The sequence below is a fragment of the Variovorax sp. J2L1-78 genome, assembly GCF_030317205.1.
Lineage (GTDB): Bacteria > Pseudomonadota > Gammaproteobacteria > Burkholderiales > Burkholderiaceae_C > Variovorax > Variovorax arabinosiphilus.
Genome location: NZ_JASZYB010000001.1, coordinates 1,943,597 through 1,969,805 on the forward strand (window position 1 = coordinate 1,943,597; position 26,209 = coordinate 1,969,805).

27 protein-coding genes are annotated in these 26,209 nt (G+C 68.1%); 9 read left to right on the forward strand and 18 right to left on the reverse strand.

The genetic code is table 11. The annotated features are described in order from the left end of the window. The first annotated feature begins 8 nt into the window (after positions 1-8). Positions 9-968 carry a hypothetical protein gene (locus tag QTH86_RS09235; protein WP_286644970.1) on the forward strand — a complete coding sequence of 320 codons (960 nt, stop codon included), beginning with the start codon at positions 9-11 and terminating at the stop codon, positions 966-968. A gap of 10 nt (positions 969-978) precedes the next feature. Here QTH86_RS09235 and hslO read toward each other — a convergent pair whose 3' ends face one another. Together hslO and QTH86_RS09245 are read right to left on the reverse strand one after the other, a co-directional pair. Beyond that, positions 979-1,977, reverse strand: coding sequence for an Hsp33 family molecular chaperone HslO (gene hslO / locus QTH86_RS09240; RefSeq protein ID WP_286644969.1), 999 nt, complete (start codon positions 1,975-1,977; stop codon positions 979-981). A gap of 17 nt (positions 1,978-1,994) precedes the next feature. Next, positions 1,995-2,519, reverse strand: a complete 525-nt coding sequence (locus QTH86_RS09245; protein ID WP_286644968.1) for a gamma carbonic anhydrase family protein — start codon at positions 2,517-2,519, stop codon at positions 1,995-1,997. A gap of 37 nt (positions 2,520-2,556) precedes the next feature. Between QTH86_RS09245 and QTH86_RS09250 the strand changes: the two genes are divergently transcribed. Next, positions 2,557-3,360, forward strand: coding sequence for a ferritin-like domain-containing protein (locus tag QTH86_RS09250; RefSeq protein WP_286644967.1), 804 nt, complete (start codon positions 2,557-2,559; stop codon positions 3,358-3,360). Here the strand turns inward: QTH86_RS09250 and QTH86_RS09255 are convergent. The 9 genes from QTH86_RS09255 to QTH86_RS09295 all read right to left on the reverse strand — a co-directional run bounded on the left by QTH86_RS09255 (position 3,347) and on the right by QTH86_RS09295 (position 12,458). Then, positions 3,347-5,155, reverse strand: coding sequence for a methyl-accepting chemotaxis protein (locus QTH86_RS09255; protein WP_353505983.1), 1,809 nt, complete (start codon positions 5,153-5,155; stop codon positions 3,347-3,349). The two genes, QTH86_RS09250 and QTH86_RS09255, sit on opposite strands and share 14 nt — an antisense overlap. 169 nt (positions 5,156-5,324) lie before the next feature. Continuing rightward, positions 5,325-5,801 (reverse strand): MaoC family dehydratase, encoded by a 477-nt coding sequence (locus tag QTH86_RS09260; protein WP_286644966.1) that lies wholly within the window; start codon positions 5,799-5,801, stop codon positions 5,325-5,327. Between the two features lie 41 nt (positions 5,802-5,842). Next, entirely contained in the window at positions 5,843-6,976 is a 1,134-nt protein-coding gene (locus QTH86_RS09265) for a thiolase family protein (RefSeq protein ID WP_286644965.1), read from the reverse strand. 88 nt (positions 6,977-7,064) lie between these two features. After that, positions 7,065-7,640 (reverse strand): TetR/AcrR family transcriptional regulator, encoded by a 576-nt coding sequence (locus QTH86_RS09270; RefSeq protein ID WP_286644964.1) that lies wholly within the window; start codon positions 7,638-7,640, stop codon positions 7,065-7,067. 62 nt (positions 7,641-7,702) lie between these two features. Further along, the gene (locus QTH86_RS09275) at positions 7,703-8,695 is read right to left on the reverse strand and encodes a Bug family tripartite tricarboxylate transporter substrate binding protein (protein ID WP_286644963.1); all 993 of its coding nucleotides are present in this window, start codon (positions 8,693-8,695) and stop codon (positions 7,703-7,705) included. A gap of 37 nt (positions 8,696-8,732) precedes the next feature. After that, positions 8,733-9,707, reverse strand: a complete 975-nt coding sequence (locus tag QTH86_RS09280) for a Bug family tripartite tricarboxylate transporter substrate binding protein (protein WP_286644962.1) — start codon at positions 9,705-9,707, stop codon at positions 8,733-8,735. Positions 9,708-9,740: 33 nt separating this feature from the next. Beyond that, on the reverse strand, positions 9,741-10,487 hold the full coding sequence (locus QTH86_RS09285; protein ID WP_286644961.1) for a DUF72 domain-containing protein: 747 nt from the start codon (positions 10,485-10,487) through the stop codon (positions 9,741-9,743). Next, positions 10,484-11,419 (reverse strand): site-specific tyrosine recombinase XerD, encoded by a 936-nt coding sequence (gene xerD / locus QTH86_RS09290; protein WP_286644960.1) that lies wholly within the window; start codon positions 11,417-11,419, stop codon positions 10,484-10,486. Before xerD ends, QTH86_RS09285 begins: the two co-directional genes overlap by 4 nt. Positions 11,420-11,483: 64 nt before the next feature. Continuing rightward, positions 11,484-12,458 (reverse strand): tripartite tricarboxylate transporter substrate binding protein BugE, encoded by a 975-nt coding sequence (locus QTH86_RS09295; protein ID WP_286644959.1) that lies wholly within the window; start codon positions 12,456-12,458, stop codon positions 11,484-11,486. 96 nt (positions 12,459-12,554) lie between these two features. Between QTH86_RS09295 and QTH86_RS09300 the strand changes: the two genes are divergently transcribed. Together QTH86_RS09300 and QTH86_RS09305 are read left to right on the forward strand one after the other, a co-directional pair. Further along, a complete protein-coding gene (locus QTH86_RS09300) occupies positions 12,555-13,472 on the forward strand; it encodes an AEC family transporter (protein WP_286646731.1) in 918 nt (305 codons plus the stop codon). 125 nt (positions 13,473-13,597) lie between these two features. Then, positions 13,598-14,119, forward strand: coding sequence for a hypothetical protein (locus QTH86_RS09305; RefSeq protein WP_286644958.1), 522 nt, complete (start codon positions 13,598-13,600; stop codon positions 14,117-14,119). 241 nt (positions 14,120-14,360) lie between these two features. Here the strand turns inward: QTH86_RS09305 and QTH86_RS09310 are convergent, their stop codons facing one another. Then, a complete protein-coding gene (locus QTH86_RS09310; RefSeq protein ID WP_286644957.1) occupies positions 14,361-14,648 on the reverse strand; it encodes a winged helix-turn-helix transcriptional regulator in 288 nt (95 codons plus the stop codon). Between the two features lie 248 nt (positions 14,649-14,896). Here QTH86_RS09310 and QTH86_RS09315 point away from each other — a divergent pair, with 248 nt between their 5' ends. Further along, a complete protein-coding gene (locus tag QTH86_RS09315) occupies positions 14,897-15,388 on the forward strand; it encodes a beta/alpha barrel domain-containing protein (RefSeq protein ID WP_286644956.1) in 492 nt (163 codons plus the stop codon). A 99-nt stretch (positions 15,389-15,487) separates the two neighbouring features. Here QTH86_RS09315 and QTH86_RS09320 read toward each other — a convergent pair whose 3' ends face one another. The 3 genes from QTH86_RS09320 to QTH86_RS09330 are packed head-to-tail and all read right to left on the reverse strand — an operon-like array spanning position 15,488 to position 18,680. Further along, positions 15,488-16,486 carry a Bug family tripartite tricarboxylate transporter substrate binding protein gene (locus tag QTH86_RS09320; protein ID WP_286644955.1) on the reverse strand — a complete coding sequence of 333 codons (999 nt, stop codon included), beginning with the start codon at positions 16,484-16,486 and terminating at the stop codon, positions 15,488-15,490. A 53-nt stretch (positions 16,487-16,539) separates the two neighbouring features. Beyond that, complete coding sequence (locus tag QTH86_RS09325) at positions 16,540-17,736, reverse strand: CaiB/BaiF CoA transferase family protein (protein ID WP_286644954.1); 1,197 nt, start codon at positions 17,734-17,736, stop codon at positions 16,540-16,542. Then, on the reverse strand, positions 17,733-18,680 hold the full coding sequence (locus QTH86_RS09330; protein ID WP_286644953.1) for a hydroxymethylglutaryl-CoA lyase: 948 nt from the start codon (positions 18,678-18,680) through the stop codon (positions 17,733-17,735). Before QTH86_RS09330 ends, QTH86_RS09325 begins: the two co-directional genes overlap by 4 nt. Before the next feature lie 73 nt (positions 18,681-18,753). On the opposite strand from QTH86_RS09330, the gene QTH86_RS09335 reads away from it, so the two are divergent. Next, positions 18,754-19,671: a LysR family transcriptional regulator gene (locus QTH86_RS09335; protein WP_286644952.1), complete on the forward strand. Its 918-nt coding sequence runs from the start codon at positions 18,754-18,756 to the stop codon at positions 19,669-19,671. Between the two features lie 213 nt (positions 19,672-19,884). On the opposite strand, the gene QTH86_RS09340 is transcribed toward QTH86_RS09335, so the two are convergent. Then, positions 19,885-22,905, reverse strand: coding sequence for a PAS domain-containing protein (locus QTH86_RS09340; RefSeq protein WP_286644951.1), 3,021 nt, complete (start codon positions 22,903-22,905; stop codon positions 19,885-19,887). A 166-nt stretch (positions 22,906-23,071) separates the two neighbouring features. Between QTH86_RS09340 and QTH86_RS09345 the strand changes: the two genes are divergently transcribed. Both QTH86_RS09345 and QTH86_RS09350 read left to right on the forward strand, forming a co-directional pair. Continuing rightward, positions 23,072-23,236, forward strand: a complete 165-nt coding sequence (locus QTH86_RS09345; RefSeq protein WP_444813800.1) for a YgaP family membrane protein — start codon at positions 23,072-23,074, stop codon at positions 23,234-23,236. A gap of 69 nt (positions 23,237-23,305) precedes the next feature. Then, a complete protein-coding gene (locus tag QTH86_RS09350) occupies positions 23,306-23,833 on the forward strand; it encodes a flavodoxin family protein (RefSeq protein ID WP_286644950.1) in 528 nt (175 codons plus the stop codon). Positions 23,834-23,904: 71 nt separating this feature from the next. Here QTH86_RS09350 and QTH86_RS09355 read toward each other — a convergent pair whose 3' ends face one another. Both QTH86_RS09355 and QTH86_RS09360 read right to left on the reverse strand, forming a co-directional pair. Continuing rightward, positions 23,905-24,489: a hemerythrin domain-containing protein gene (locus QTH86_RS09355; RefSeq protein WP_286644949.1), complete on the reverse strand. Its 585-nt coding sequence runs from the start codon at positions 24,487-24,489 to the stop codon at positions 23,905-23,907. Positions 24,490-24,624: 135 nt separating this feature from the next. Beyond that, entirely contained in the window at positions 24,625-24,807 is a 183-nt protein-coding gene (locus tag QTH86_RS09360) for a hypothetical protein (protein ID WP_286644948.1), read from the reverse strand. 46 nt (positions 24,808-24,853) lie between these two features. Between QTH86_RS09360 and QTH86_RS09365 the strand changes: the two genes are divergently transcribed. Beyond that, the gene (locus tag QTH86_RS09365; RefSeq protein WP_286644947.1) at positions 24,854-26,128 is read left to right on the forward strand and encodes an MgtC/SapB family protein; all 1,275 of its coding nucleotides are present in this window, start codon (positions 24,854-24,856) and stop codon (positions 26,126-26,128) included. Positions 26,129-26,209: the final 81 nt, after the last annotated feature.

Below are 26,209 nucleotides of genomic sequence, written 5' to 3' on the forward strand. Positions count from 1 at the left end.
CCGCCGCCATGGTCTGCGGTCGCACCCTCTTCCTGCTGTCCTTGGCCGTCGTCATGTCCCAGGGCATCGCGGCGCCGGCATCGGTCACGGTCAGCAACCACAGCCGCGCCACGGCCTGCGCCGAGGAAGACAACGTCTCGCTGCACCTGTGGGCGCCAGGCATCACGCGCTTGCGCGTCGAGGCGCTGCCACCCCCCTACCTCGACCGGGTCGATCGCGACATCACCACCCCCGACTTCTCGGGCTGCACCTTCGACGGCAGCGCGCATCCGACCGACCCGGCCTACCGCTTTCGCGAGGGCAGAGTCGTGCTGCACGACGGCCCGCGATGGCGCATCGTCGGGCTCACGCTGCCGACCTTCTGGCGCCCGCAGCGGGTGCCGGTGCGCCTCGGCCAGCGCACGGTGCGCGGCATCCATCTGCTGCAGGTGTTCGCGAAGACCGGCGACGCGTCGTCGCCGCGCGAGGTGCTGGTGCTCTACCCGGCCGATGGCTACTGGCGCATCAAGCCGGTGCCCGCGCCGCGCTTCGGCGACGGGGTCTACGGCTCGTCGTTCCTGCTCGGGCCGGTGGTGGACGACGGCCGACCGGTGGTGAACATCGCATCGATCCGAATCGAGACACGGCCGCTAGTTCTTCGTCTGCGCTTCGCCGATGGCGGACAAGCGCGCGTCGCGGTGGCGGAAGCCAGTCGGGAGCGCACGGCGCTGGACGTGTCGTTTGCGCCTCCATGGCATCGCGCGACGCCGTTCGCCACCCTGCGCTCGATGCATGTCGCACCGGACAACGCCGATGTGAGCGAGATCCGCTGGCGACAGGATGCAAATGCAGCGCTGCAAGTCCAGCCGCTGGAAACCGTGCAGCGCATCGAGGCGACCGACGTGCGCTTCGGCCGCAGCATCCCGTCGCGCCACAACACCAGCGCGCCCGACCTTCGCTTCCACGACTTCGAAGCGGCCGGACGCTGAGCGGCAAAAGCTATTGGACGGTCGGCGTCCCCGGCAGCTGGTCGCCCGGCGGACGGAAGATCTGCGCAGCGTCGATCGCGTCGAAGCGGTACTGCTTGCCGCAGAAGTCGCAGCCGACCTCGATGTCGCCCCGCTCCGCAAGGATGCCCTCGGCCTCCTCCACGCCCAGGCCGCGGATCATCTGGGCCACGCGCTCGCGCCCGCAGGTGCAGGCGAAGTGCGGGCCCAAGAGGCCTTTCTGCGGCTCGAAGCGCAGCAGCTTCTCTTCCCAGAACAGGCGGCGCAGGATGGTCTCGACGTCGAGCGTCAGCAGCTCGTCGCGCGTGAGCGTCGAGGCCAGGATCGAGATGCGGTTGTAGTCCTCGTTCAGGCCGATCTCGTCTTCGTTAGCCGGATTGCTGTCGCCGCCCGAGGTGCCTTCGAGGTTGCCTTCGCCCTTGACCGGCAGACGCTGGATCAGGAGGCCCGCCGCCACCTTGTCGTCGGCCGCCAGCACCAGCGTGGTGTCGAGCTGCTCACTCTGCAGCATGTAGTGCTGCAGCACGTCGCTCAGCTTGCCCAGCTTCTCGCCGTCGTCACCGAACAGCGGCACCACACCCTGGTAGGGCTGCTGGCCTGGCACGCGGCCCTTGGGCTCGAGCGTGATCGCGCAGCGGCCCTTGTTGTTGACGTTGACCATGTCGGGCAGACGCGCATCGGCGGGCAGCTCGCCCACCACGTTGGCCGTGGCGCGCAGGCTCAGGTCGGGCCTGACCTCGGCCACCGCCACCTTGACCGGGCCGTCGCCGAAGATCTGCAGGATGAGCGAGCCGTTGAACTTGATGTTCGACTGCATCAGCGTGGCGGCGGCGGTCATTTCGCCGAGCAGCTCGGCCACCGGCGGTGGGTAGGCGCCGGTCGTCGTGTTCGCCGCGCGCCGTGCCAGGATTTCCTGCCAGGCATCGGTCAAACGCACGATCATGCCGCGCACCGGCATGCCGTCGAACAGGAATTTGTGCAGCTCGCTCAAAACAGTCCTTCGCTCCCTCAGGAGATTTTCTTGAGGCCCTTCGCGAAGCGACGGCCGTTGTCCACATAGTGTTCCGCGCTGGCGCGCAGCTTGGCGACCGCGGCGTCGTCCAGCGTGCGCACCACCTTGGCCGGCGCACCGATGATGAGGGAGTTGTCCGGAAACTCCTTGCCTTCGGTCACCACGCTGCCGGCGCCAACGATCGAGTTGCGGCCGATCCTGGCGTTATTCAAGACCACCGCCTGGATGCCGATGAGCGAGTTGTCGCCCACCGTGCAGCCATGCAGCATGACCTGGTGCCCGATCGTCACGTTCTCGCCGATGGTCAGCGGGCAGCCCACGTCGGCATGCAGCACCGACAGATCCTGCACATTGCTGTTGCGGCCGATGGTGAGCGGCTCGGTGTCGCCGCGCAGCACGGCGCCGAACCAGACGCTGACGTTCTCGCCGAGCACGACCGCCCCCATCACCTGCGCGCTGTCCGCCACCCAGGTGCCGTCTGCCAGTTGCGGCGCCACGCCGTCGAGTTCGTACAAGGCCATCGTGTGTCTCCGTGGGTCGAAAACTAGAATTGTAGGGATGCACCCCCGTCTCGGCGCCCTCGCCGCGCTTCGCCTCACCGACCCCGATGCCAAGGTGGCGGCGACGCGCGCGCTTGCCGCGGCCAGCTTGGCGGCGCCGATATCGGACATCGCGGTGCGGCAACCCGGTGACGACGACGGCGTGCCTGGCCGGCCCGAGCGTCCGCTGACGGTGTCGGCCATGGACGTGGGCAAGCGCTCGCCTTTCACGCCCGACGGTCGCGCGGCGCTGGTCCATTCCATCTGCCACATCGAGTTCAACGCGATCAACCTGGCGCTCGACGCGGTGTGGCGCTTCGACGGCATGCCCGAGGCCTACTACCGCGACTGGCTACGCGTGGCCGACGAGGAGGCGCAGCACTTCACGCTGCTGCACGCGCACCTGCAGACGCTGGGCTTCCGCTACGGCGACTTCACCGGCCACGACGGCCTGTGGTCGATGTGCGAGAAGACGAAGCACGACGTGCTGGCCCGCATGGCGCTGGTGCCGCGCACGCTGGAGGCGCGCGGGCTCGACGCCACGCCGCTGATCCAGGCCAAGCTGCGGCGCGTGAACACACCCGATGCTCACGCGGCCATCGCGATCCTCGACCTCATCCTGCGCGACGAGGTGGGCCACGTGGCCATCGGCAACCACTGGTACCGCTGGCTGTGCGCGCGCGACGGCGTCGACCCGATCGCGCGCTACCGCGTGCTGTACCGCCGGCACGAGGCGCCGCGGCTGAAAGCGCCGTTCAACCTCGAGGCGCGGGCCCGCGCCGGATTCACCGAACAAGAACTGGCCGACCTCACCGCCGGCTGACGCGCAGCGACGACACGGTCAGCGGCGCCTTGGCCCGCACCCCGGGGCCGTCGTCTCTCAGAAGCTTTCCCAGTCGTCGCTGCCCGCCGTCGCCAACGCGCGTCCAGGAGCGGCCTTGACTTTGGCGGGCGTGCGCACCACACCCGAGGCCCGGCGCGCGGTGCGTGGCGCCGCCGCGACGGCCCGCGCGCGAACCGGGATGGCCGGGACGGCCGCGATGGCTGGAGCGTCGAGGCGGTCCTGCTGGCCGACGCCCTTGAAGATGCTGACAACCTCGACCAGTGTGGCCGCCTGCTGCTTGAGGCTTTCGGCGGCAGCGGCACTCTCCTCGACCAGCGCCGCGTTCTGCTGCGTGACCTGGTCCAGTTGGTTCACCGCGTCGCCGATCTGGCTGATGCCCGGTGGACTGCTCAGCGCTGGCGGTGGAGATCTCGCCGATGAGGTCGCTCACGCGTTGAACCTGCGAGACGATCTCACTCATCGACATGCCGGCCGCATCGACCTGTCGCGAGCCGGTCTCGACCTTCTCGACACTGGCACCGATCAGTTGCTTGATTTCCTTGGCCGCATCGGCCGAGCGGCTGGCCAGACTGCGCACCTCGCTGGCTACCACCGCGAAACCGCGACCCTGCTCGCCCGCACGCGCGGCCTCCACCGCTGCGTTCAAGGCCAGGATGTTGGTCTGAAACGCGATGCTGTCGATCACACCGATGATGTCGGCGATCTTTTTCGACGAGGCCGCGATCTCCTGCATCGTGCTCACCACCGATCCCACGACCTCGCCGCCGCTCACCGCCGCTGCCGATGCATGGGCGGCCAGTTGCTTGGCTTGTGCTGCGGTTTCCGTGCTGTTCTTGACGGTGCTGGCCAGCTCTTCCATCGAGGCGGCTGTCTGCTCGAGGTTGCTGGCCTGCTCTTCCGTGCGCTGGCTCAGGTCCTGGTTGCCGCTGGCGATCTGCGCTGAGCCGGTGGCGATGTTGTCGCTGCTGGCGCGAACCTGCCCGACGATGCGGGCCAGGCTGGTTTGCATCTCGCCCAGGGACAGCAGGACACTGCCTTCACGTGCACGGTCGGCCCCCAGGACCGGGCTCAGGTCACCGCTCGCCACGCGCTGTGCCGCCGTGCCCAGTTCTCCAGGTTCTGCGCCGAGCGCGCGCGACAGGCTGCGCACCAGCAGCCAGGTGACGACGAGGCCGACGCCAGCCAGGGCCACCGCCAAGGCGATCATCATCAGCATGGCTCGCTTTGCGTCGCTCCTGGCGTCCGCAGCCCCCGCGCTTGCGATCTGCTGCTGAATTTCGGTCGAATCGTCGACGGCTCGGAAGATCGTGTCCTGCAGCGCGCGCGTCTCGTTGAGCAGTTTCGCGGCGCCCTCGCGATCCCCCTTGGCGTCAAGCGCCGCAATCTCGCTCATCTGCGCGTTGTAGCGGGGACGGTTGTCCTGGATGATCTTGAGAAGCTCGCGCGGTTTCGGCGCGGCCATCGTCTTGTCGAGAGACACCAGCATCTCGGTGGTCTGGGCCGCGAGCGCATCGATCTTCTTTTTCTCCGCCGCTTCGAAGACCGGGTCGTCCGACAGGAGCATGTTTCGAATGGCGAGCGCGATGCCATTGAGGTTGTCCCTGACCGCGGTGAACTTCTGGACCTTGACCATCCGGTCGTTGGCGATCTTCTCGATTTGGCTGTTCAGACTGCTCATCTGGACCGCTGCGATGACCGCGATGCAGACCCCCAGCGCCACTGCCGCACCAAATCCCAGCGTGAGCCGGGTCGCCACTTTCAGATTCTTGAACATTCGTTTCCTTTGAGGGTTTGCGCGCTGCCGCGACGGCGATGGGCCCGGCATGCACGCAGATCCACTGCGCCCGGGGCCCATATGGCTATCGGCACCGCCTCAGGGAAACTGAAGTCACGTGGCGCTTCTGCACTCACGCACCGTGCGAAATTCTCGTTCCAGGAAACCGCTAAACGGACTGCCCGACCACCACCAGCTTGGGCGTGAAGCGCTGCAGCACCTCGCCGCGCTGGTTCTTCGTCTCGCAGCGCGCCTGCACCATGGCGCGCCCCGGCTTGGAACGCGACGGCACGATCTCCAGAATCTCGGCTTCGACGTGCAGCACGTCGTCCGGTCGCGTCGGTTGCGGCCATTGCAACTCGCCGCCGGAACCGATCACACCGTCGGCCAGCGGCAGGCCGCTCTCGACCAGCAGCTTCATCGTGAGCGCCGCCGTGTGCCAGCCGCTCGCGGCCAGGCCACGGAAGAAGGTGGCTTCGGCGGCGTCGGGGTCGGTATGGAAGGGCTGCGGATCGAACTGCGCCGCGAAGGCAACGATCTGCGCCGCATCGAGCGCGTGCTCGCCACTGATGAAGCGGTCGCCGACCGACAGGTCGTCGAGGTAGAGGCTGCGGCGGGGCGCTGCGGGCGAATGCGTCTCGGCCATGGAGGTCTCCTTTTTGTTTGGAAGTTGCGCCTATCTTGGCATCAGACGCGCTCGAGCACCGTCGCGATGCCCTGCCCGCCGCCGATGCACTGGGTCGACAGGGCATAGCGCCCGTTCTCGCGCACCAGCAGCGACGCCGCCTTGCCGGTGATGCGCGCGCCGGTCGCGCCCAGCGGGTGGCCGATGGCGAGGCCGCCCCCATCGAGGTTGACGGTGGCCGGGTCCAGCCCGAGGTCGCGGATGCAGGCCAGCGCCTGCGACGAGAAGGCCTCGTTGATCTCGATCACGTCGAGGTCGGCGACGGTGAGCCCGGCGCGTGCCAGCGCCTTGCGCGTGGCGGGGATCGGGCCGATGCCCATGATGGCCGGATCGACGCCGACCGACGCGAAGGACCGGACGCGCGCCATCGGCGCGAGCCCATGCTTCTCGGCGAAGGCGTCGCTGGTGACCAGCACCACGGCCGCGCCGTCGGTCAATGGCGACGACGTGCCGGCCGTCACCGAGCCGTCGGGCCGGAAGGCCGGCTTCAGGCCCGCCAGCGCTTCGAGCGAGGTGGCCGGCCGGATGCAGCCGTCGGCGTCGATCACGTCGCCGTTGGCCAGCTGCACCGGAATGATCTCTGCGGCCAGGCGACCTTCGGTGCGCGCCGCGGTCGCCTTGCGGTGCGACTCGACGGCCAGCGCCTCCTGATCGGCACGGCTCACGTGCCATCGCGCGGCCACGTTCTCGGCGGTCTCGCCCATCGAGATGTAGGCCTGCGTGTTCGCCAGCAACTCGGGGTTGGGCGAGAAGTTGAAACCGCCCTGCGGCACCATCGTCATGGACTCCACGCCCACGCACAGGAAGGCCTCGCCCATGCCCGCCTCGATCTGCGCGGCGGCGATGTGCACCGCCTGCATCGACGAGCCGCAGAAGCGGTTGACCGTCATGCCGCCGACCTCCTGCGGCAGGCCGGCGAGCAGCCCGACGATGCGCGCTAGGTTGTTGCCCTGCGAGGCTTCGGGGTAGGCACAGCCGAGGATCACGTCCTCGATCAGCGCCGGGTCGAGGTCGGTGCGCTTGAGCAGGCCACTCACTGCCTGCGCGGCGAGCGTGTCGGGCCGCACCTCGGCGAGCGCGCCCTTGCGGGCAAAGTGAAAGGGAGTGCGCGCGTAGGCGGCGATGACGGCTTTCATGAATTCGCTCCTTGGTCTAGCCTACCGACCCATCGGTAGTTTTACGGGACAAACAAAAGCACGCCGAAGCGTGCCGGGAATGACGACATCAGCGCGGGATCGATTGCCTGAGTTGCGCGATGGCCTCGTCGAAATCCTCGACACGGCCGGTCATCCGCGCCGACAGCAGCGCCCCCTGACAGGCTGCGAACACATATGCGGCCAGCGCACCGGCCGACACCGGCGGCTTCGCGTCGTGCACCAGTGCACCGAGCACGCCGGTGAGCCACATCACCTGCGTGCTGCGCAGTTCGCGCACGGTCTGGCGCAGCTCTTCGTTGATGCAGTCCCAGCCCGGCGCCAGGGCACCCGCGGGGCACACAGCCGCTCCGGCCTTCATCGCCTGGCGATACATGCGGAAGTAAGCCTCGAGCGCGACCTCGGCGGCACGCGGCTTGGCGGCCCAGTCGCGAAAGCCCTGGCCGGCCTCGCGCAGCACCTCGACGCCGAGCGCTTCCTTGGTCGGGAAGTGGTGGTACAGGCTCGCCTTGCGGATGCCGATCTGGTCGGCCAGGTCCTGGAAGCTGAAGCCTAGGTACGAGCGCGTCTGGATCAGCTGGCGCGCGACGCGCAGGATCTGCGCGCGGGTGGATTCGGCCGGAACGGCCAGGGAGGCGCTGGACATCAGCCTACTATAAGGTAGGCTGATGTCGATCGCCAGCGGTCGCCGGCCGATGCCCCTGCGCCTCAGTCGGCCTTGATGCCGGCCGCCTTGATGACCCGGCCGTCGGCCTCGTACTCGGCGGCGATCGCCTTGGCGAAATCCGCCGCAGCACCGCCGGTCGGCACGTTGTCGGTGGCGGTCAGCTTGGCGCGCAGGTCGGGGGTGGCGAGCGCCTTGTTGATCTCGGCGTTGTAGCGCGCGGCCAGCGGCTGCGGCAAGCCGGCCGGCGCGAACACGCCGAACAGCGACGACAGGTTGGCGGCCGGGTAACCCAGTTCGGCCAGCGTGGGCACGTTGGGCAGGCTGTCGAGCCGCGCCGGTGCGCCGACGGCCAGCGGCCGCAGCTTGCCGGCCTGGATGTGCTGCGACAGCGTGGCACCGGCATTGGTCGACAGCACCTCGAACTGACCGCCCAGCGCGTCGTTCATCTGCTGGCCGCCGCCCTTGTACGGCACGTGCGTCACCTCGATGCGCGCGGCGGCACGCAGCTGCTCCAGCATGATGTGGCCGAGCGAGGCTTGGCCCGAGGTGGCCCAGCGGATCGCGCCGGGCTTGGCCCTGGCGTCGGCCAGTAGGCCGGCGAAGTCCTTGCTCGTGCTGGCCGAAGTCGCCATCAGCAGCACGGGCGAATACATGACGCTGGCGATGGGCAGGATGTCCTTGAGCGGATCGAAGGGCGAGCGGCCCAGGTGCGGGTTCAGCACCAGCGGGCTGATCGCCGAGAAGCCCAGCGTGGCGCCGTCGGGCGCGGCCTTGGCGACCGCGTCCATGCCGATGCTGCCGCTCGCGCCGGCCTTGTTCTCGATCACGACCGCGATGTTCATCTGCGCCGCCAGCTTGTCGGCCAGGGCACGCGCCACCGCGTCGCTCACGCCGCCGGCGGGGTAGGCCACGATGATGCGCAGGGTTTTGGGAAGGGTCTGCGCCACCGCCGTTGTGCCGCACAGCGTGCCGACAGCGGCGAGCGCCACGGCGGACCAGGCCAGCGCGGCGCGCCGCGAAATTCGGGAGTCCATTCGATCTTTCTCAGTCAGGGTTGGGGGTCGTGTGCGGTCAGTCCAGTTGCAGCTTGCGTTCCCGGATCAGCTTCGCCCACTTCTCGTTGTCCGCCTTCACGAACGCAGAAAACTCGGTGGGGCCGAGCGAATGCACCTCGGCACCGGCCGTGGCGAACTTGGCCTGGATGTCGGGTTGCGCCAACACCTTGGCCAGCTCCGTCGACAGCCGGTCGACCACGTCCTTCGGCATCCCGGCCGGGCCGACCAGTCCCTGGAAGCCGACCGATTCCATGCCGCCCAGGCCCAATTCCTTCACGGTCGGCACGTCGGGCAGTTGCGGGTCGCGCCTCGGGCCGGTCACGGCCAGCGCCTTCAGCTTGCCGCCCTTGACCTGCGGCAGCAGCACGCTGCCCGCGTCGATGAGGATCTGCGTCTGCCCACCGATCAGGTCCTGCACGGCCGGCGCGCTGCCCTTGTAGGGCACGTGCGTCATGTCGAGGCCCGTCACCTGGTTCATCAATTCGCCGTTGAGGTGGGTCGAGGTGCCCGCGCCGCCCGAGGCGAAGTTCACCTTGCCCGGCTGGCCCTTGGCCCAGGCGACGAAGGCCTTCAGGTCCTTGGCCGGATGGTCGGGCCGCGTCACCGCGATGTAGCTGCCCTGGCTGATCTGCCCGATGTACGTGAACTGCTTGACCGGGTCGTAGGGCGGCTTCGACTGCAGGTACGGCGCGATGGCGAAGGGGCCGGTGTTGGCCAGCAGCAGCGTGTAGCCGTCGGGCGCCTGCCGGGTGAGCTCGGTGGCGGCGATCATGCCGCTGGCACCGGGCTTGTAGTCGACCACCATCTGCTGCTTGAGGGCCTCCTGCAACGGCACCTGCACCGTGCGCGCCGCGAAGTCGATGCCGCCGCCAGGTGGATAGCCGACGATCAGGCGGATGGGCTTGGTCGAGGGATAGCCCTGCGCGGACGCAAGTCCGGCGGCCGTCAATGCCGTGAAGGCCAGCAAGGCCGGGATGCGCTTGAAACTCATGGTGATCGGTCTCCGATGGTTCTTGTGTGGCACTTATTCTGCCGCCAGCCGCTGCAGCGTGAGCGCGTTCCCCACCGCCGCGCCACCTGCCGTGTTGTCGAGCACGCACCAGCATTCGGCCCCCGCGTCACGCGCCTGCCGCAGACGCTGCGCGACGCGCTCTAGCAGCGCATCGTCGTAAGCCGACCAGTAGACGCGCGGCGTGCCGTGCATGCGCACGTAGACCAGCCCGGGCCAGCCGCCGGGTGCGGCTGCGCCGTCGTGCAAGACCGGGTCGGCCAGCACGCGGCCAACCCGATAGCCGGCGAGCAGCGCATCGGCGTCGGCCGTGAACCAGCTGGCATGGCGCGGCTCCAGCGCCACGTGGCCGGGATAACGCTGGCGCACGCCGTCGAAGAAGCGCCGCGCGACGGCCGCATCGAAGCCCAAGCGGGGCGCGAGCTGGACCAGCAGGCAGCCCAGCTTGTCGCCGAGGCCGGCAATCTGCGCGAGGAAGTCGTCGAACGGTGGCATCGCATCGACCAGTTGCCGCTCGTGCGTGATGGTCTTGGGCAGCTTGACCGCGAAGCGGAAATGCGCCGGCGTGCTGGCCGCCCAGCGCGCGTAGGTCTCGAGCCGGTGGGGTCGGTAGAACGAGGTGTCGATCTCCACCGCATCGAAGCGTGTCGCGTAGCGCTCGAGGTGCGAACCCTCGGCCGGAAAGTGCGGCCACTGGTCGCGCGGCAGGCTCCAACCGGCGCAGCCGATGCGCAACGAGGGTGGGCCGGGGTGCAGCGTCATCCGCGCGGGTGGTGCTGCGCGTGCAGCTGCTTGAGCCGCTCGCGCGCCACGTGGGTGTAGATCGTCGTGGTGGAAATGTCGGCGTGGCCCAGCAGCAGCTGCACCGCGCGCAGGTCCGCGCCGTGGTTGAGCAGATGCGTCGCGAAGGCGTGGCGCAGCGTGTGCGGCGACAGCGGCACGCGGATGCCCGCGGCCTCGGCCTGCTTCTTCACGATGATCCAGAACATCACGCGCGTCATGCCGGCGCCGCGCGCGGTCACGAACAGGTCGGGCGTCTGCTGTCCACCGAGGATCTCGGGACGGGCTTCGTCCATGTAGCGCTCGATCCAGCGGCGCGCCTCGCCGCCGAAGGGCACCAGCCGTTCCTTGCTGCCCTTGCCCGTCACGCGCAGCACGCCGTCGTTCAGACTCAGCTCGAAGACCTTGAGCGTCACCAGTTCGCTCACGCGCAGGCCGCTCGCGTACATCAGCTCGAGCATCGCGCGGTCGCGCAGGCCGAGCGGCGTGTTGACGTCGGGTGCGTTCAGCAGATCGTCAACCTGCTTCTCAGACAGCAGCTTGATGGCGCGGGGCGCCTGCCGCGCCGGGGCCAGCCGCAGCGTCGGGTCGGCCGTGATGCGGTTCTCGCGCAAGGCCCATCGGTAGTAGCGCTTGAAGACGGTGAGCCGACGGTTGGCGGACGTGGCCTTGCCGGTCTTGCCTTCGCGCCCGCCGCGCGCCAACCGCGCGCCCATGTAGGCCTGCACGTCATGCTCGGCGGCGCGGTCGAGCCCGGTATGGCGCTCGGCCTGCAGCCATTGCGCGAACAGCGCCAGATCGCGCCGGTAGGCGGCCAGCGTGTTCTTCGACAGCCCGTCCTCCAGCCACAGCGCATCGACGAAATCATCGATCTCGGGGGTGGCAGGCGCGGCAGATGAAACAGGCTCGGACATCGCGCACAAGATAACAAACAAAAAGCCGCCCGGAGGCGGCTCGTTGTCGAGACGGCAGCGCCGCTTACTCGAGCGTGAGCTTCTGCTTGGCCACGACCTGCTTGTAGATCTCGTACTCGGCCTTGATCTGCGCGGCGAACTGCTCGGGCGTGTTGGCCACGACGATCGAGTCGGTGTCCTCGATGCGCTTCTTCACGGCCGGGTCGGCCAGCGCCTTCTTCACACCTTCGTTGACCTTGTCGACAACGTCCTTCGGCAGGCCCTTGGGGCCCAGGATGCCGTAGTAGGCCATGCGGTTCACCGGCTCCAGGCCGACTTCCTTGAAGGTCGGCACGTTCGGCAACGCGGCCACGCGGTTGGGCGCGCTCACCACGATCGGGATGAGGCGGCCGGCCTTGATGAAGGGCAGCGCCGACGGCAGGTTGTCGAAGATGATCGGCACCTGGCCGGCCACCGTGTCGTTGAGTGCCGGGCCGGCACCGCGGTACGGGATGTGCGTGACGAAGGTGTTCGTCAGGCTCTTGTACAGCTCCATCAGCAGGTGGCCGATGCCACCGGTGCCCGACGACGAGTACGAGTACTTGCCGGGGTTCTTCTTCAGCTCGGCCACGAACTCGGCGTAGTTCTTGGCCGGGAAGTTTGGGTTGACCGCGATGATGTTCGGCGTCGCGGCGATGTTGATGATCGGCGTGAAGTCGTTGATCGGGTCGTACGGCGTCTTGGGGTTGATGGCCGGGTTGGCCGCCGTGCTCGACACGGTGGCGATGCCCAGCTTGTAGCCGTCGGCCGGGGCACGCGCGGTTTCGGCCGCCCCCACGATGCCGCCGCCGCCGGCGCGGTTCACCACGATCACGGGCTGGCCCAGCACCTTGCCCAGCGGATCGGCCACGACGCGCGCCACGATGTCGGTGGTGCCGCCGGGTGCGAAAGGCACGCTCAGTTCGATCGGCTTGTTCGGATAGCCCTGCGCCAGCGCCGGGCCGGCGACAGCGACCAGCGCAGCGGCACCCGCGAGGGCATTCCATTGACGACGTTGCATCTGCAAACTCCTGGTAAGTCGAAAAACACGAAACCCTGATGCTAGCGGGTCCATCCCATCGGCCGTTCCCAGGATTACCCACGGAACCGCCGGTTTATCCTCGACGCGGTGAACTACGCGCAACTCCTCTTCCCCGACTTTTCCCTCATCGCCTGCGGCTGGCTGCTCTGCCGTTACACCGCCCTCGACCGCCGCGTGTGGGACCAGGTCGAGTCGCTGGTCTACTACTTTCTCTTTCCCGTGCTGCTGTTCCATTCGATCGTGCGCAGCCCGATCGACTTCGGCGCCACGTCGAACCTGCTGGCGGCGGGCCTGGGGGTCAGCGTGATCGGCGTCGTGCTGTCGTACGCCCTGCCCCACCTGCCGTGGCTCGGCCGGCACATCGACCGGCGCGAGCACGCGGGCGGCGCGCAGATTGCCTTCCGCTTCAACTCCTTCATCTGCCTGGCCATGGCCGATCGGCTGGCCGGGGCGCAGGGCCTGCTGCTGATCGCGGTGCTCATCGGGGTGTGCGTGCCGCTGATGAACGTGGCCGCCGTGTGGCCCATGGCGCGGCATGCGCAGACCGGCTTCGTGCGGCAGCTGCTGCGCAACCCGCTGATCATCGCGACCGCCTCCGGCCTGGTGGTCAACCTGCTCGGCATCACGGTGCCGGGCTGGATGGAGCCCTCGCTCACCCGCATCGGCGCGGCGTCGTTGGCACTGGGGCTGATGGCCGCAGGCGCGGGCATGCAGTTCGCGACTTTGGCGCAGAGCAAGGTGCTGGCGGTGTCGCTGCTGTCCATCCGGCACCTGATCCTGCCGCTGATCGGCTGGGGCCTGGCGCGCGCGCTGCACCTCGACCCGGCGCAATCGGCCGTGCTGATGGCCTTCGCGGCGGTGCCCACCGCATCGAGCGCCTACGTGCTGGCGGCGCGCATGGGCTACAACGGGCCGTACGTGGCGGGGCTGGTCACGCTCTCGACCATCCTGGGGGTGCTCAGCCTGCCGTTCGCGCTGTCGCTGCCGCGCTGAACCGGCGCACGATCGGCGCCATGGCATACGCCGTTCTGGTAATGGCCCCCTGGGTACCCAAGGCCTAGCATCGACGGGCGACATCGAGCGGCGCCGTTCGGCGTCCATGCGCACCAGGAGATGGCATGGGTTTCAGTCTCGACGTAATCCAGGGGATGGCGGCGGCATGGACCGTGGGTCTGCTGCTGCTGATCGCTGTCTGCTGGATGGCATGGCGCCGCATCGCGGCCTGGCGCGAAGCCCGTCGGCGCATCGAAGCCGCGCGCGTGCGCTCCGGCCACGTCCCGCTCGAGATTCCGACCGTGCGCGGCGGCCTGGGAACGATCGGCGACGACGGCGAGCCCGACACCCTGCCCGGGTGGTTCATTCAGGGCAAAGGCGAGCATGCGGTGGTCGACGAGCACCCGCGCATCCACCTGCGCTACCGCGACCCGAAAGGCCGCAAGGCCGAATGCACGATGAAGGTCGAGAAGATCGACCTGCGCAAGCGCTACCTCGCCGGCTACGGCGATCTGCCCGGCGAACAGCACGTCGTGCCGCTCCACGCCATCAAGGCGGCGCGCATCGCCGATACCGGGCAGCGCTTCAACGTCGACTTCTGGGTCGACGCGGTGAAGGTCGCGCGCCGGCGGCGCGGCGAAATCTAGCCGGCTCCCCGCCCTCTCCTCCCCGTCGGTTGCAGTCCGGATACTCGCTCCGGATGCCGGCCTGCGACGCAGCCCGTGCTAGGCGTGGGCGTATCCACGCTCAAATTCAGGCCGAAAATTACTCAGACGTCGCAAGTGTGGCTTCCTCTAGAGCGTCAGGCGGCCTCCCCTTGGCATGCATTTCACGGGCTGCTGCGTGCTGCTTTGCGAAGCGCAAAGTGCCGGGGTCACTTTCGACGTCTCACTCCTCCAGCCGAAGATCAAAGGCTTTCCGTGCCTTCTCGACCTCCGTGATATTGGACAGCGTCCAGCCATGCAGCGCCTTGAACGGCTGCTCCAGCGTGCGGCCGAGCGGCGTGACTGCGTACTCCACGGCGACGGGTGACACCGGTATCACGCGGCGCGAGATGAGCCCGTTGCGTTCGAGCCGCCGCAGGCACTGGGTGAGCGCTTTCTGCGTGATGCCTTCGAGCTGCCGCTTGATCACGTTGAAGCGCAGCGGGCCGTCTGCGAACACGTGCAGCACCATATCGACCACTTGTCCGCAATCTGATCGAGCAAGGCACGGCTGGGGCAATCGGCGGCAAAGCATTGAAGCGGAAACCGACCATGATCGGTGGAACCCGATTCGCCGGTGGAAAGCCCGTCGGGCCTGGACGCACCGGACCAGCCGCGCGGTGAAGCCATGACCGAGGAAGCGATTGCGGACACCGTGGCGGCGTTCGCGGCAGCCGCGGCAGATGCCAAGGGGAGCGCTCGCGGTTCGCCCGCGAGATCGTGGCCGCCACCCGCAAGGCGGTCGGTCCCGACTTTCCGATCATCATGCGCGTGAGCCAATGGAAGCAGCAGGACCTGACCGTACGTCTCGCCCCCCCCCAGGACATGACGGATTGGCTGCTGCCCCTCGTGGAGGCTGGCGTGGATGTGTTGCATTGTTCGCAGCGGCGTTTCTGGGAGCCGGAATTTCCGGAACTCGACGGCGTGAACGGCCTGAACTGCGCGGGCTGGGCCAAGAAGCTGACCGGTGCCACCACGATCAGCGTGGGCTCCGTGGGCCTGGATGGCGACGTCCTGAACGCCTTTGCCGGCAAGGGATCGAAGGCGGCGAGCGTGCAGCGACTGGTCGAACGCATGGAACGCAACGAGTTCGACCTGATTGCCGTCGGCCGTGCATTGCTCGGCGATCCGGACTGGATCTCCAAGATTCAATCGGGTGATTACACCAACCTGAAGGGCTTTGACGCCGCAGCATTGAGTGCACTGGTCTGAGCGAACCCGACGCGGGGCCCCCGTCGCTGATCAGCCGCCTTCATTGACGGCCGATTCTCCGCACCAGGGATAGACGTGACGGTCCGGCGCGCCCGCATATCACTGCGGTTCGATGCCGGCCTTTTTCACCAGGCTCGCGTACTTCGCCAGTTCGCTGCGGAACTCGGCCTTGGCCTGCTCCGGCGATGTGATGGCGATGATGTTGCCCTGTTTGGCCATCGCTTCCTTGACGGCCGGATCATCGAACGCGACGACAAGCGCATCGTGCGTCTTCTTGACCGTTGCGGTGCTCATGTTCTTTGGACCGATCACCGCAAACCATGCATCGACAATCAGGTTCGGCAGGCCCTGCTCGACGAAGGTCGGGATTTCAGGCGCGGCGGGCGAGCGCTGGGCGCCGAGCATGCCGATCGCACGCAGGGCACCGCTCTTGAGGTGCGCCTGCACGCTCGGAAGGCCAGCCGTGCCGAAATCGACCTGCCCGCCGATCAGATCGCTGACCATCGGTCCGACCCCTTTGTAAGGGATGTGCCTGGCCGACACGCCGGCTTCCTCGAGAAAGAGTTGCGTGGCCAGGTGCAGGATGGTGCCGGTCCCGCCCGAGGCGAAGTTGAGCATGCCCGGCTTGCTCCGGAGCAGCGCGACGAACTCCTTGGAATTGATGGCCGCGACCTTGCTCGGGTTCACCACCAGCACCATCGGCGTCGACCCGACGATCGCGATCGGCGTGAAGTCTCCGGGCATGTCGAAGGACAGTGACTTGATCACGCTCGGGAAGATCACGACATTGTTCGACACCATCGAGAGCGTGTTGCCGTCCGGTACCGAGCGCGCCAGCACCTGCAGGCCGACCACACCGCCGGCACCGGGCTGGTTGTCGATCACGACGGCCGTGTTGAGCGCCTTGGAAAGCCCCGGTTGCGCGGCACGAGCGATGGCGTCGACGCCGGAGCCGGCGGCGTTCGGCAGGACGAGGCGAACCGTGCCGTGCTGCGCCTGGGCCCGCTGTCGGAAGAGACCCAAGGGGTCGAGCGTGAGCGTGGTGGCAGCGGCCGCTGCCAGCAGCGCACGACGGGATGGGCGTAGCGATTCGATCATGTGGTTTGTCTCCATCGTTCTAAGAGGCCATGGTGGCCCGGGGCGCACGCGGTCTAGGCCACGATGCTTCGCGCGCGGAGGTCGGTGATGGCGTCGGTGGTGAAGCCCAGGCTTTGGAGCAATTCGTCCGTGTGTTCGCCGATGCGCGGTGGATCGAGCCGCACGCCGAGACGTCGGCCTTCCATCGTGAAAGGAAACAGCGTGGTCTTCACCGTCTTGCCGGCCTGCGGCCCGTCGGACAGGCGCAGGTCCGCCAGACCGCCGGTCGCCAGCAGGTGCTCGTCATCGTAGAGATCCTCGGGCTTGCGGATGGGTGCGAACGGCAGGCCGGCCTTCTCCATGATCGCGGCCAGTTCGGCCGCACTGCGCTCGCCGATGTGCTCGCCGATCGAACGAAGCAGGCGCGGCCGGTGCGCAATGCGCTGGTTGTTGGTGGCAAGCGCGGGTTCGGCCTTCAATGCGTCCAGACCCAGCGCGTCGCAGAACACGCGCCACTGCGCGTCGCTCACCGCCGCCAGAAAGATCTGCTCGCCGTCCTTGACGGTGAACACGTCATACACCGCCCACGGGTTGTCGCGCGCAGGCATCGGCGCGGGATGCTTGCCCGTCACCGCGTACTGCAGCATGTGCTGGCCCATCAGGAAGACGTTGTTCTCATACAGTGCCGACTGGATCTCCATGCCCCGGCCGGTGATGCCGCGCTGGATCAGCGCGCCGAGAACGGCGATGGCACCGAAGAGCCCGCCCATGATGTCGTTGACGCTCGTGCCCGCGCGAAGCGGATCGCCGGGACGTCCGGTCATGTAGGCCAGACCGCCCATCATCTGCACGACTTCGTCGAGCGCGGTCCGATGGTCGTAGGGACCGGGCAGGAATCCCTTGTGGCTCGCGTAGATAAGCCGCGGGTTGACCTGCGACAACGCTGCGTAGTCGAGGCCGTACTTCGCCATGGTGCCCGGCTTGAAGTTCTCCGCCACGACATCGGCCGTCGCCGTCAGCTGGCGCGCGGTCTCGGCGCCGTCCTCGGTGTGAAGGTCGATGCCAATGCTCTTCTTGTTGCGGTTGAACATCGGGAAGAAACCCGCGCCGGCGCCCATGAGGCGGCGGCTGTGTTCACCCGCCACAGGTTCGATCTTGATCACCTCGGCGCCCAGGTCCGCCAGCACCATGCCGCAGGTCGGCCCCATCACCATGTGGGTGAACTCGACCACCCGCAGGCCCTGCAGGGGCTGTGCAGCCTGCCCGCTCATGCCGGCTCCATCGTCTTCGGCAGGCCAGCACGCCAGAGGGTGCCGTGCAAGGTTTCGCCAGGCAGCCATTCCTCGACCCGCTTGCGCAATGCGAGCAGCGCTTCGATGTCCTGTCCGGATTCGATGCCCATGCTCGCCAGCATGTAGGCCAGGTCCTCGGTCGCGGCATTGCCGCTGGCGCCCGGCGCATGGGGGCAGCCACCGATGCCGCCGATGCAGGCGTCGAAACGCGTGATGCCCAGTTCAAGGGCCGCGAACACGTTCGCAAGCGCCAGGCCGCGCGTGTCGTGGAAGTGCCCGCAGTCCAGCTTGCCGCGCGCCACGGGCAGCACCTGCGCGAAGAGCGCCTGCACCATCGCCGGATCGGCATAGCCGACCGTGTCGGCAAGGCTGACCGCGTCCACGCCTTCGGCGACCACGGTTTCGACCAGCCGAACGACTTCCTCGGGTTCGACGCGGCCCTGGATCGTGCAGCCGAACGCGGTGCTGATGCCGACCTCGATGCGCGTGCGGGCGCCGCGCGCGTCGCGTGCATCGCGGATGCGGGCGATGTCCTGCACCACCTCGTCCGGCGTCTTTCTCAGGTTGGCCAGGCTGTGGGCATGGCTCGCGGACAGCGGCAGCATCATCGACTCGGCATGGCAGTCCATCGCGCGCTCCGCCCCCTTGAGGTTGGGCACCAGCACGGACGCACACAGACCCGGGAGTGTCTGCGCGAAGGCCAGCACCTCGGCCGTATCGGCCAGTTGCGGCAGCAGGCGCGCCGGCACGAAGGAGCCGACTTCGATCTCGCGCTGGCCCGCGTCGTAGGCGGCCTGAATCCACTGCAGCTTGGCGGCGGTGGGCACCACCTGCGCGATGCTCTGCAAGCCGTCGCGCAGGCCCATTTCGCGGATCACGACGTGCCGGGGCCGTAGGGGGTTGTCTCTGTGTTCGATCGTCATGCCCAAAGTCTAGAATTTCCGAACACATCGCGCTGCGCAATTTCAGAAGCTCAGCGTTCCCGTTAGGAACATCTTGCGCGACCTTGACCTCACCACGCTTCGACTCTTCGTCGCCGTTTGCGAGACCGGCAACATGGCGCGGGCGGGCGAGCAGGCCAATATCGTCGGCTCGGCCATCAGCAAGCGGCTCGCACAGCTCGAAAACCAGCTGGGCACACCGCTGCTGATCCGCAAACGCCACGGGGTCGTGCCGACAGTGGCCGGCCAGACGGTGCTGGAACACGCGCGGGCCATGCTCGATGGTGCCGCCCGCATCGAGCGGGACATGGCCAGCCACAATGCGGGCGCCCATGGACAGGTGCGCGTCTTCGCAAGCGTCTCGACCATGACCGAATTCATGGCCAACGACGTCGCGGCCTTTCTCAAGATGCCATCGCACCGAACGATCCAGGTCGATCTCGAGGAACGGCTGAGCCCGGACGTGGTCGCGGGGGTGCGCGACGGCATGGCATCCATTGGCGTCTGCTGGGATGCCGTCGACCTCGGGGTGCTCCAATCGCTTCCCTACTGCAGCGATCACCTGTGCGTCGTGGTGCCCGAGAGTCATCCACTCACCGGACGCCGGAGCGTGCGTTTCGGCGAGACGCTCGACTACGAGCATGTGAGCCTGCCGATCAACAGTGCGCTCCAGCTCATGTACCAGCGCGCTGCAGCGCGCGTGGGTCGCACACTGGTGCACCGAATCGTCGTCAGCAATTTCGAGGTGGCGTTGCACGTCATCGCGGCCGACCTGGCGATCGGTCTCATCCCGAAGGAAGTCGCCGCGCGTTCGACGGCGAGCCGCGGCCTCTGCATGGTTCCGCTGGACGAGCCCTGGGCGGAACGCCGCTTCGTGATGTGCATGCGCGACGAGAAGGCGCTTTCCCCTGCAGCGCAGAAGCTGGTTGAACATCTGGCACAGACGGGGCGACGTCGCTCGGTTCCCGCTTAAGCATCTCGTTTTGACGAAACCTCACCCGCATTTTCAGAGCGTTCAACTCTTCTACCCTGCAGATGTCCGTCCCGACTTCGAGGTGTTCGCTGCGGCTTTCACCGTTACGCAGCCTCAGCCTCAGCCTCAGCCTCGAGACGGCAAGGGGGCTCGAATGCGTTAGCACCATCTCGCGATGATGCGGAAGTCCCCGCCGGTCGAAAACTGCGAGGACTAGGGTGGATCGCCTTCGATCGGCAGCGCTGCCATCTGGACGTTGTTGCGCCCCGCCCGCTTGGCCTGATAGAGCATCTCGTCCGCCTGCTTCACCAATGCGGCGGCCGTCGCAGCGCCGCCCTGGTAGAACGCCAGACCGATGCTCGCGGTGACCCTGATCGTTCGCTGCTCGATGGCGAACGGCGTCTGCATGGCCATCACGAGCTTGGCGGCGGCCGAGACGGCGATGTCGGGGTTGGACAGCCCTTCCATGACGACCGTGAACTCATCGCCGCCCAAGCGCGCACGCATATCGCTCGAACGCAAACCGTGTGACAACCTGCTCGAGAAAGCCTTCAGCAACTCGTCGCCCGTCTGGTGCCCGAACTGGTCATTGATCTGCTTGAAACCGTCGATGTCCAGATACATCAGCGCCATCAGCGCGGCGGCGCTCCGGCTGCGGTCCATGGCCTCGCTCAGCCGCACGTCGAAACCCGCGCGGTTGGCAAGGCCAGTGAGCGGATCGATCTGCGCCAGGTTGAGCAGGCGCTTCTCCTCGAGCTTTTGTCGCGTGATGTCGGTGATCACGGCATGGAAGCCGACGACGGCTTCTGTATTGGCCGCCGTCTGGGGGATGTACTGAGCCTCGTAGCAGTTGTAGCTGTCGCTGTGGCTGATCTCGCTCTGGAAGGTGACGGGATCGCCCGCCAAGGCCGCGCGTATGTGGTGTTCCACGGACTGGTACGCAGGCTCTCCCAGGAGCTCCTTGACGGTGTGCCCCTGGATCTGATCCCGGGAGAGCCCGAATTCGCGCTCGTAGGCCAGATTGTTGAATCGATAGCGTTCGTCCGAATCGATGTAGGCCACGCGCATCGGTAGCGCGTCGGCCACCGTGCGCAGGCGGGCCTCGCTTTCCTGCAGTGCTTCCTCGGCCTCGTGATGCTCGGTGATGTCGCTGTCCAGGGTGTAGAGGCCCATCACCTCGCCCTGTTCGTTGCGCTCCGGAACCAGCGTGGTCTGGATGTCGCGACGGCCACCGGGCGCCGCCACCCTGCGCTCGTAGGTCATCTGGCGCCCGGCCAGGGCGGCCCGAATGTACGGCTCCATCTGTGCCCACGCCTCGTCGCCGTAGAACTCGCGCACGCTCAGGCCCAACAGCTGCTGGGGCTCGACGTCGAACCAGTCCTGATAGGCCTTGTTGACGAACCGGAAGCGCAGGTCGCGGTCCAGGTAGGAGATCAGTGCCGGCAGGTGGTCCGTCACCATGCGCAGGCGATGCTCGCTCTCGCGCAGTGCCTGCTCCGCGGCCTTGGCCGCAGAGATGTCGCGCATCAGCCCCGAAAAGTACTCGACCTTGCCGTACTTGTCGCGGTGTGCGATCACCATGTGGCTGACCGGAAACTCGCGCCGCTGGTTGTCCCACACCAGCGACTCGCCGACCCAGACACCGGTGGCGACCGCGGTCGGCACCATCTCCGAGCTGAATCGCTTCAGCGTTTGCGGTGGATTGAAGTCGGACACGCTCAGCGTCTCTATCGGGGCGTCGAGGTCCACACCCGTGCGACGGCGCGCGGCCGGATTCATGTAGATGAGCCGCCCCTTCGCATCGCTCTGGATGATGTAGTCGGTCGTCAGGTCGAAGATGGCCGTGAGCGTGCGAAGGGCCCGCTCGGCGCGGGTGCGCTCGGTGATGTCGGTCACCGTTCCCACGTGGCCGAGGACGCGGCCGCCGACGAGCACGGGCCGGCTTCGCAATGCCACCAGCACCCGGGTGCCGTCCTTGCGGTGCAGCCGGCGTATCGCGTTCAGCGGTTCGGCCGCGCTGGCGACCTGAGTCCAGTCCTGGCGGACTTTCTCGCGGATCTCCTCGCGCACGAGCGTGAGCCAGCCCTCTTGCGCTTCCTCACGCTCGAGTCCGTGGATGGCCAGGTACTCGTCGTTCACGTAGGTCATGCGACCATCACTGTCGCAACGGAACAAGCCCACCGGCGATGCGTCGGTGACCGCCGCCACCTCGAGCCGCTGCTCGCGCAGCTCGGTCATCAACTCGTCGAACTCGCGCGCCAGATCGCCGCGCTCGTCGTTGGCGATGACATCGAGCCTGACTTGGCTGTCCGGCGAGCGGCGCAGGGTGCGAATCGCATTGCTCAGCGCCTCCAGCGGACGCATGACCCAGGCCGTGCCCAGCCAAACCAGCAGCGCGCAGCCCAGGCCCAGCCAAAACAACTGCAGAAGGAGGTTTCGCCTCGCCTGCTCCAGCGGTGCATAGGCGGCACGGGCCGGCACGATCAGGCGCAGATCCCAGTCGGCGCTACTCACGGTGGCGTGCGTGGCCAGGTCGTTCTCGGTGCCGCCGGCGAAGGCGACGGCGGCTGCGGCGGCGGGCTTGAGCAGCAGCGCCGAATCGGGATGCATGACGACCCGCGGCGACTCGCCGCGCGTGACGATCTCGTAGTAGCCCGCGCGGCCGACCGTGGCGCGGCTGAGATCGCCGAGCACATTGGCGCGCTGCAAGTTCAGCGCCGCACCCAGCACGCCAACCAGCTCGCCATCCGGTCCTTCGACGGGCACGGCCATGACCACGGCTGGCTCCAGGCGGCCTTTGGTGAGCAGGGGCGCCGAGATAGCCGGCTCGCGCCGGTCGCGCACCCGCTTGAAATAGTCGCGATCGGCCACGTTCGGTGGCTGGGCCGCAGGCGGATGGATGGCAACGATATCGCCGTCCAGCGCTGCCAGCGCGGCGTTGTCGAACATCGCGCGCAAGTCCCTGTCCGCCAGAAACCGCTGCCGGGCCGCGGGATCTGCAAAGCCGCCCGCGCCGAGTTCGCGGGCTGCGCGCGCCAGGGCAGCCATGTGAACGCCCAGCTTGTAGTCGAGGTCCGCCGCGGCGCTCTCCGTCAACGCCTGCTGCTGTTCGCGCATCAAGCCGACGTACTCGCTCGACAGGCTCCGGTACTGCCACCAGCCCGTTGCACCCACCAGCGCGAGCAAGAGCGAGGTGATGAGCAGCGCCGTCTTCGTTCTCAGCTTGAGCCGCACGGGCTTTCCTTCTCGCGCACGACGGCGGCGGTGGTTCGGGGCTGCATTTTCTGATGATAGCAACGGCTTTCCTTGGCCGCAGTCTCGCGATGGAGGCAGTTCGGGCAACCGTTCACGCGACGGTGCCTCCGTGCGCGCCACGCACGCATCGCGAGAACTTGCCTCGATGCCGGCGCTCCTGGGGGCAAACCCCTCTCATGACATCGGCGACTGGGGCTACATCGGCGTCGTGCCCTTGCTGACCGGCCTGGTCGGCACCTGCCCGCTCTACACCCTCCTGGGCTTGAGCACCTGCCCGCGCGACGGGCGCTCCGACGCCACGCGCACTTGATTCAGCGCAAGGCAGCGGCGCCGGCCGATGCCTACAGTGACCCGATGCCTTGAACCATGAGAGGAAGCCATGAGCAACATCCTGGTGGTCGTCTATTCATTCACCGGCACCTCGCGGCAGGTCGCGGAGCTGCTGTCCGGCCAGCAGGGCTGGCAGGTCGCGCACATCGTCGACGCACAGCCGCGCCGGGGCCTGCTCGGCAACGTGCGCTGCGTGCTCGATTCGCTCCTGCACCGACGTCCCGAGATCCGCTACGACGGCCCGCCGCCCAGCGCCTTCGATGCGGTGGTGCTGGTCTCGCCGATCTGGATGCTGCAACTGGCCGGTCCGATGCGCAGCTTTCTCGCGTTTCAGGCCCACCAGCTGCCCAGCGTGGCCGTCCTTTCCGTGATGGGGGGACGCGGCGCATCGAACGCCGCGGCGGAAGTCGGCGTGATCCTCGGCCGGGAGCCGATTCTCAGCGCATCCGTCACCATGCGCGAGGTCGAGGACGGCAGCTGCGCCGCGCGACTGCAGCCCTTCGGGACCGCCATCGGCAGTGCCACTCACTCGCAGGCCGTGGTGCGTCCCGTCACCTTGTCGCCCCAATCGACCTGAGGACCGCACCCGGCTCGCCACGTGCCGATCCGCGTTCCTGCCGCAGCATGGCGCGCAAGGCCCGCCTGGACTCAGAGCGGTGGCCCCAGCCCGATCGGTGCCGGCACGACGTTCACGATGCGGGTGAACAGCGCGTTGTATTCGAAGTCCGCGACATGACCGGTCAGCGGGTCGCGGTTCTGCGCGAAGGCCTCGTCCAGCGCACGCCAGTCGTCCGCGGTCAGCACCCGTTCGGCCAACGGCAGGATCTCTCGCTCCTCCAGCGCCATGTGGGCCAGGTAGAAGTCGACGTAGGCGCCGACGGCGCGCTCGAAGGCCTCGCGCCGCGCATCGCCCAGCATCTCGAAGGCGAGCAGCGCATGCTCGACGTCGCGGATCCGGCGCTCGCCGTGCGCGTGGTCGCCGTCCAGCTGATCGAGCAGGTCGCGCGACATCGGCGTCCGGGCACGCAGCTTCGGGAACAGCAGCCCGGACTCCTTGCGGTGATGCCGCTTCTCCGGGAACTCGTCCACGTAGAAGAGCATGGCGCGCAGCGTCGCGAAGTCGGGCAGGCTGCCCTTGATGCGGTGCTGCTCGAGCAGGAGGACGATGGAGCGAAGGACCGCCGACAGCGCGGCGTGCTCCTGGCGGATGATGCGGACCGTGGTTCCCGTCATGGCGTGTTCCTTTGCATGCCTGAAGGGTCGCGCCTTTGGCGCCCGCCGCCTTGCGCCAGATCAATCGATGCGCCACGCAGGCGCGCCGGCGGCTTGATCGATGTCAACCGGTGCCGCCGTGAGGGCTCAGGCGCGCTAGACGCCGGCGCACCAGGTCGCCTCGATCCAGGCGATGTCGATCGGGCCGTGCGTGGCGACCTCGATGGCGCTGCGCTGCTCGTCGGCCCGCAGCGGCTCGTGCAATGCGAACTGGCGCTCCAGCACCGCCACGCCCGCTTCCGAGGCGTCGGTGCCCGCGACGCTTCGCGCAGCCACCATGGCAGCAGCATCTTGACGCGGCGCCGCCCGGCGCGACACTGCGGACATGGACACGCGCAACCCGTCGGCAGCAATGGTCGGCCTGGCCGTGGCGCTGGGCATCGGACTCATCGTCGGCATCGAACGCGAACGCCGCAAGGCCCAGGGCGACCGGCGGACGGCGGCGGGCCTGCGCACCTTCGCGATCGCCGCCGTGGCCGGCGCGGTGGCGCAGGTGATCCAGGCGGGGTCGCTCGTTCCCATCGGCGGGGCGCTCGTCGCCGCGCTGGCGGTCGTGTCGCACTGGAAGAGCCGCTCGCGTGATCCGGGCATGACCACGGAACTCGCCCTCTTCGCGACCTACCTCATCGGCGTGCTCTGCGTGATCGACCCCGCGCTCGGCGCGGCCTGCGGCACGGGGCTCGCGCTGCTGCTGGCGGCCCGCCGCAGGCTGCACCGGTTCGCGACCGAGTTGCTGAGCGAACAGGAGCTGCACGACGGCGTCCTGCTGGCGGCGCTCGCGCTGATCGTGCTGCCCTTCATTCCGGTGGGGCCGATCGACATGCTGGGTGGCATCGCTGCCCGGCCGCTGGCGGCGATGGTGCTTGTCATCATGGCGATACAGGCCGCAGGCCAGGCCGCGGTGCGCTGGCTGGGCGTGCGCGGCGGCCTGCTGGCCGCCGGCTTCGCGTCGGGCTTCGTCTCGAGCACGGCCACCGTGGCGTCCTTCGGCCACCGCGCGCGTCGGCAACCGCAGGACGTCCGCCTGCTGGCAGGCGCTGCAGCCCTCTCGGCGGTGGCCACCTGGGTGCTGGCCCTGGCGATGACCACCGCGCTGTCGCCCCAGGCGGGCCTCGCACTGCTGCCGGTAGCAGCAGCCGGTGCCGCCGGTGCCGCGGCCGTGGGCATGCTGCCGCTCCTGGGGTCGGCGCCATCGCCTGCCGCCGGGCGCGGATCGCTCGAAGCGCCCGCGGACACCGGCAGCGCGCTGCGCCCCCGTGAAGCGATCGCTGTCGCGCTCACCCTGGCCCTGGTCGCGTTGCTCGTGGGCACAGCCCAGCGCCACTTCGGCAACGCCGGGCTGCAGTTCGGTGTCGCCCTCGCAGCGCTGGTCGACGCGCATGCACCGGTGGCCTCGCTCGCCTCGCTGCACGCGGCCGGCAACCTGCCGACGCAGCGCTTCATCCTCGGCGTGCTCATCGCGGTCGGCGCCAACACGCTCACGCGCTGCGCCGTGGCGCTGATGACCGGCGGCATCCCGTATGCGCTGCGCGTGGGAGCGGCGCTGGGGACGAGCCTCGCATCCGCCTGTGCAACCGCCTTCTGGCTGGCCTGGCCGTGAGCGCGCGGCCCCGGCAGCCGACCCATTCAGCCCGTGCTCACCGACAGCGCCGGCGCCGTGCACGCGCGCCGCGCGACAGCT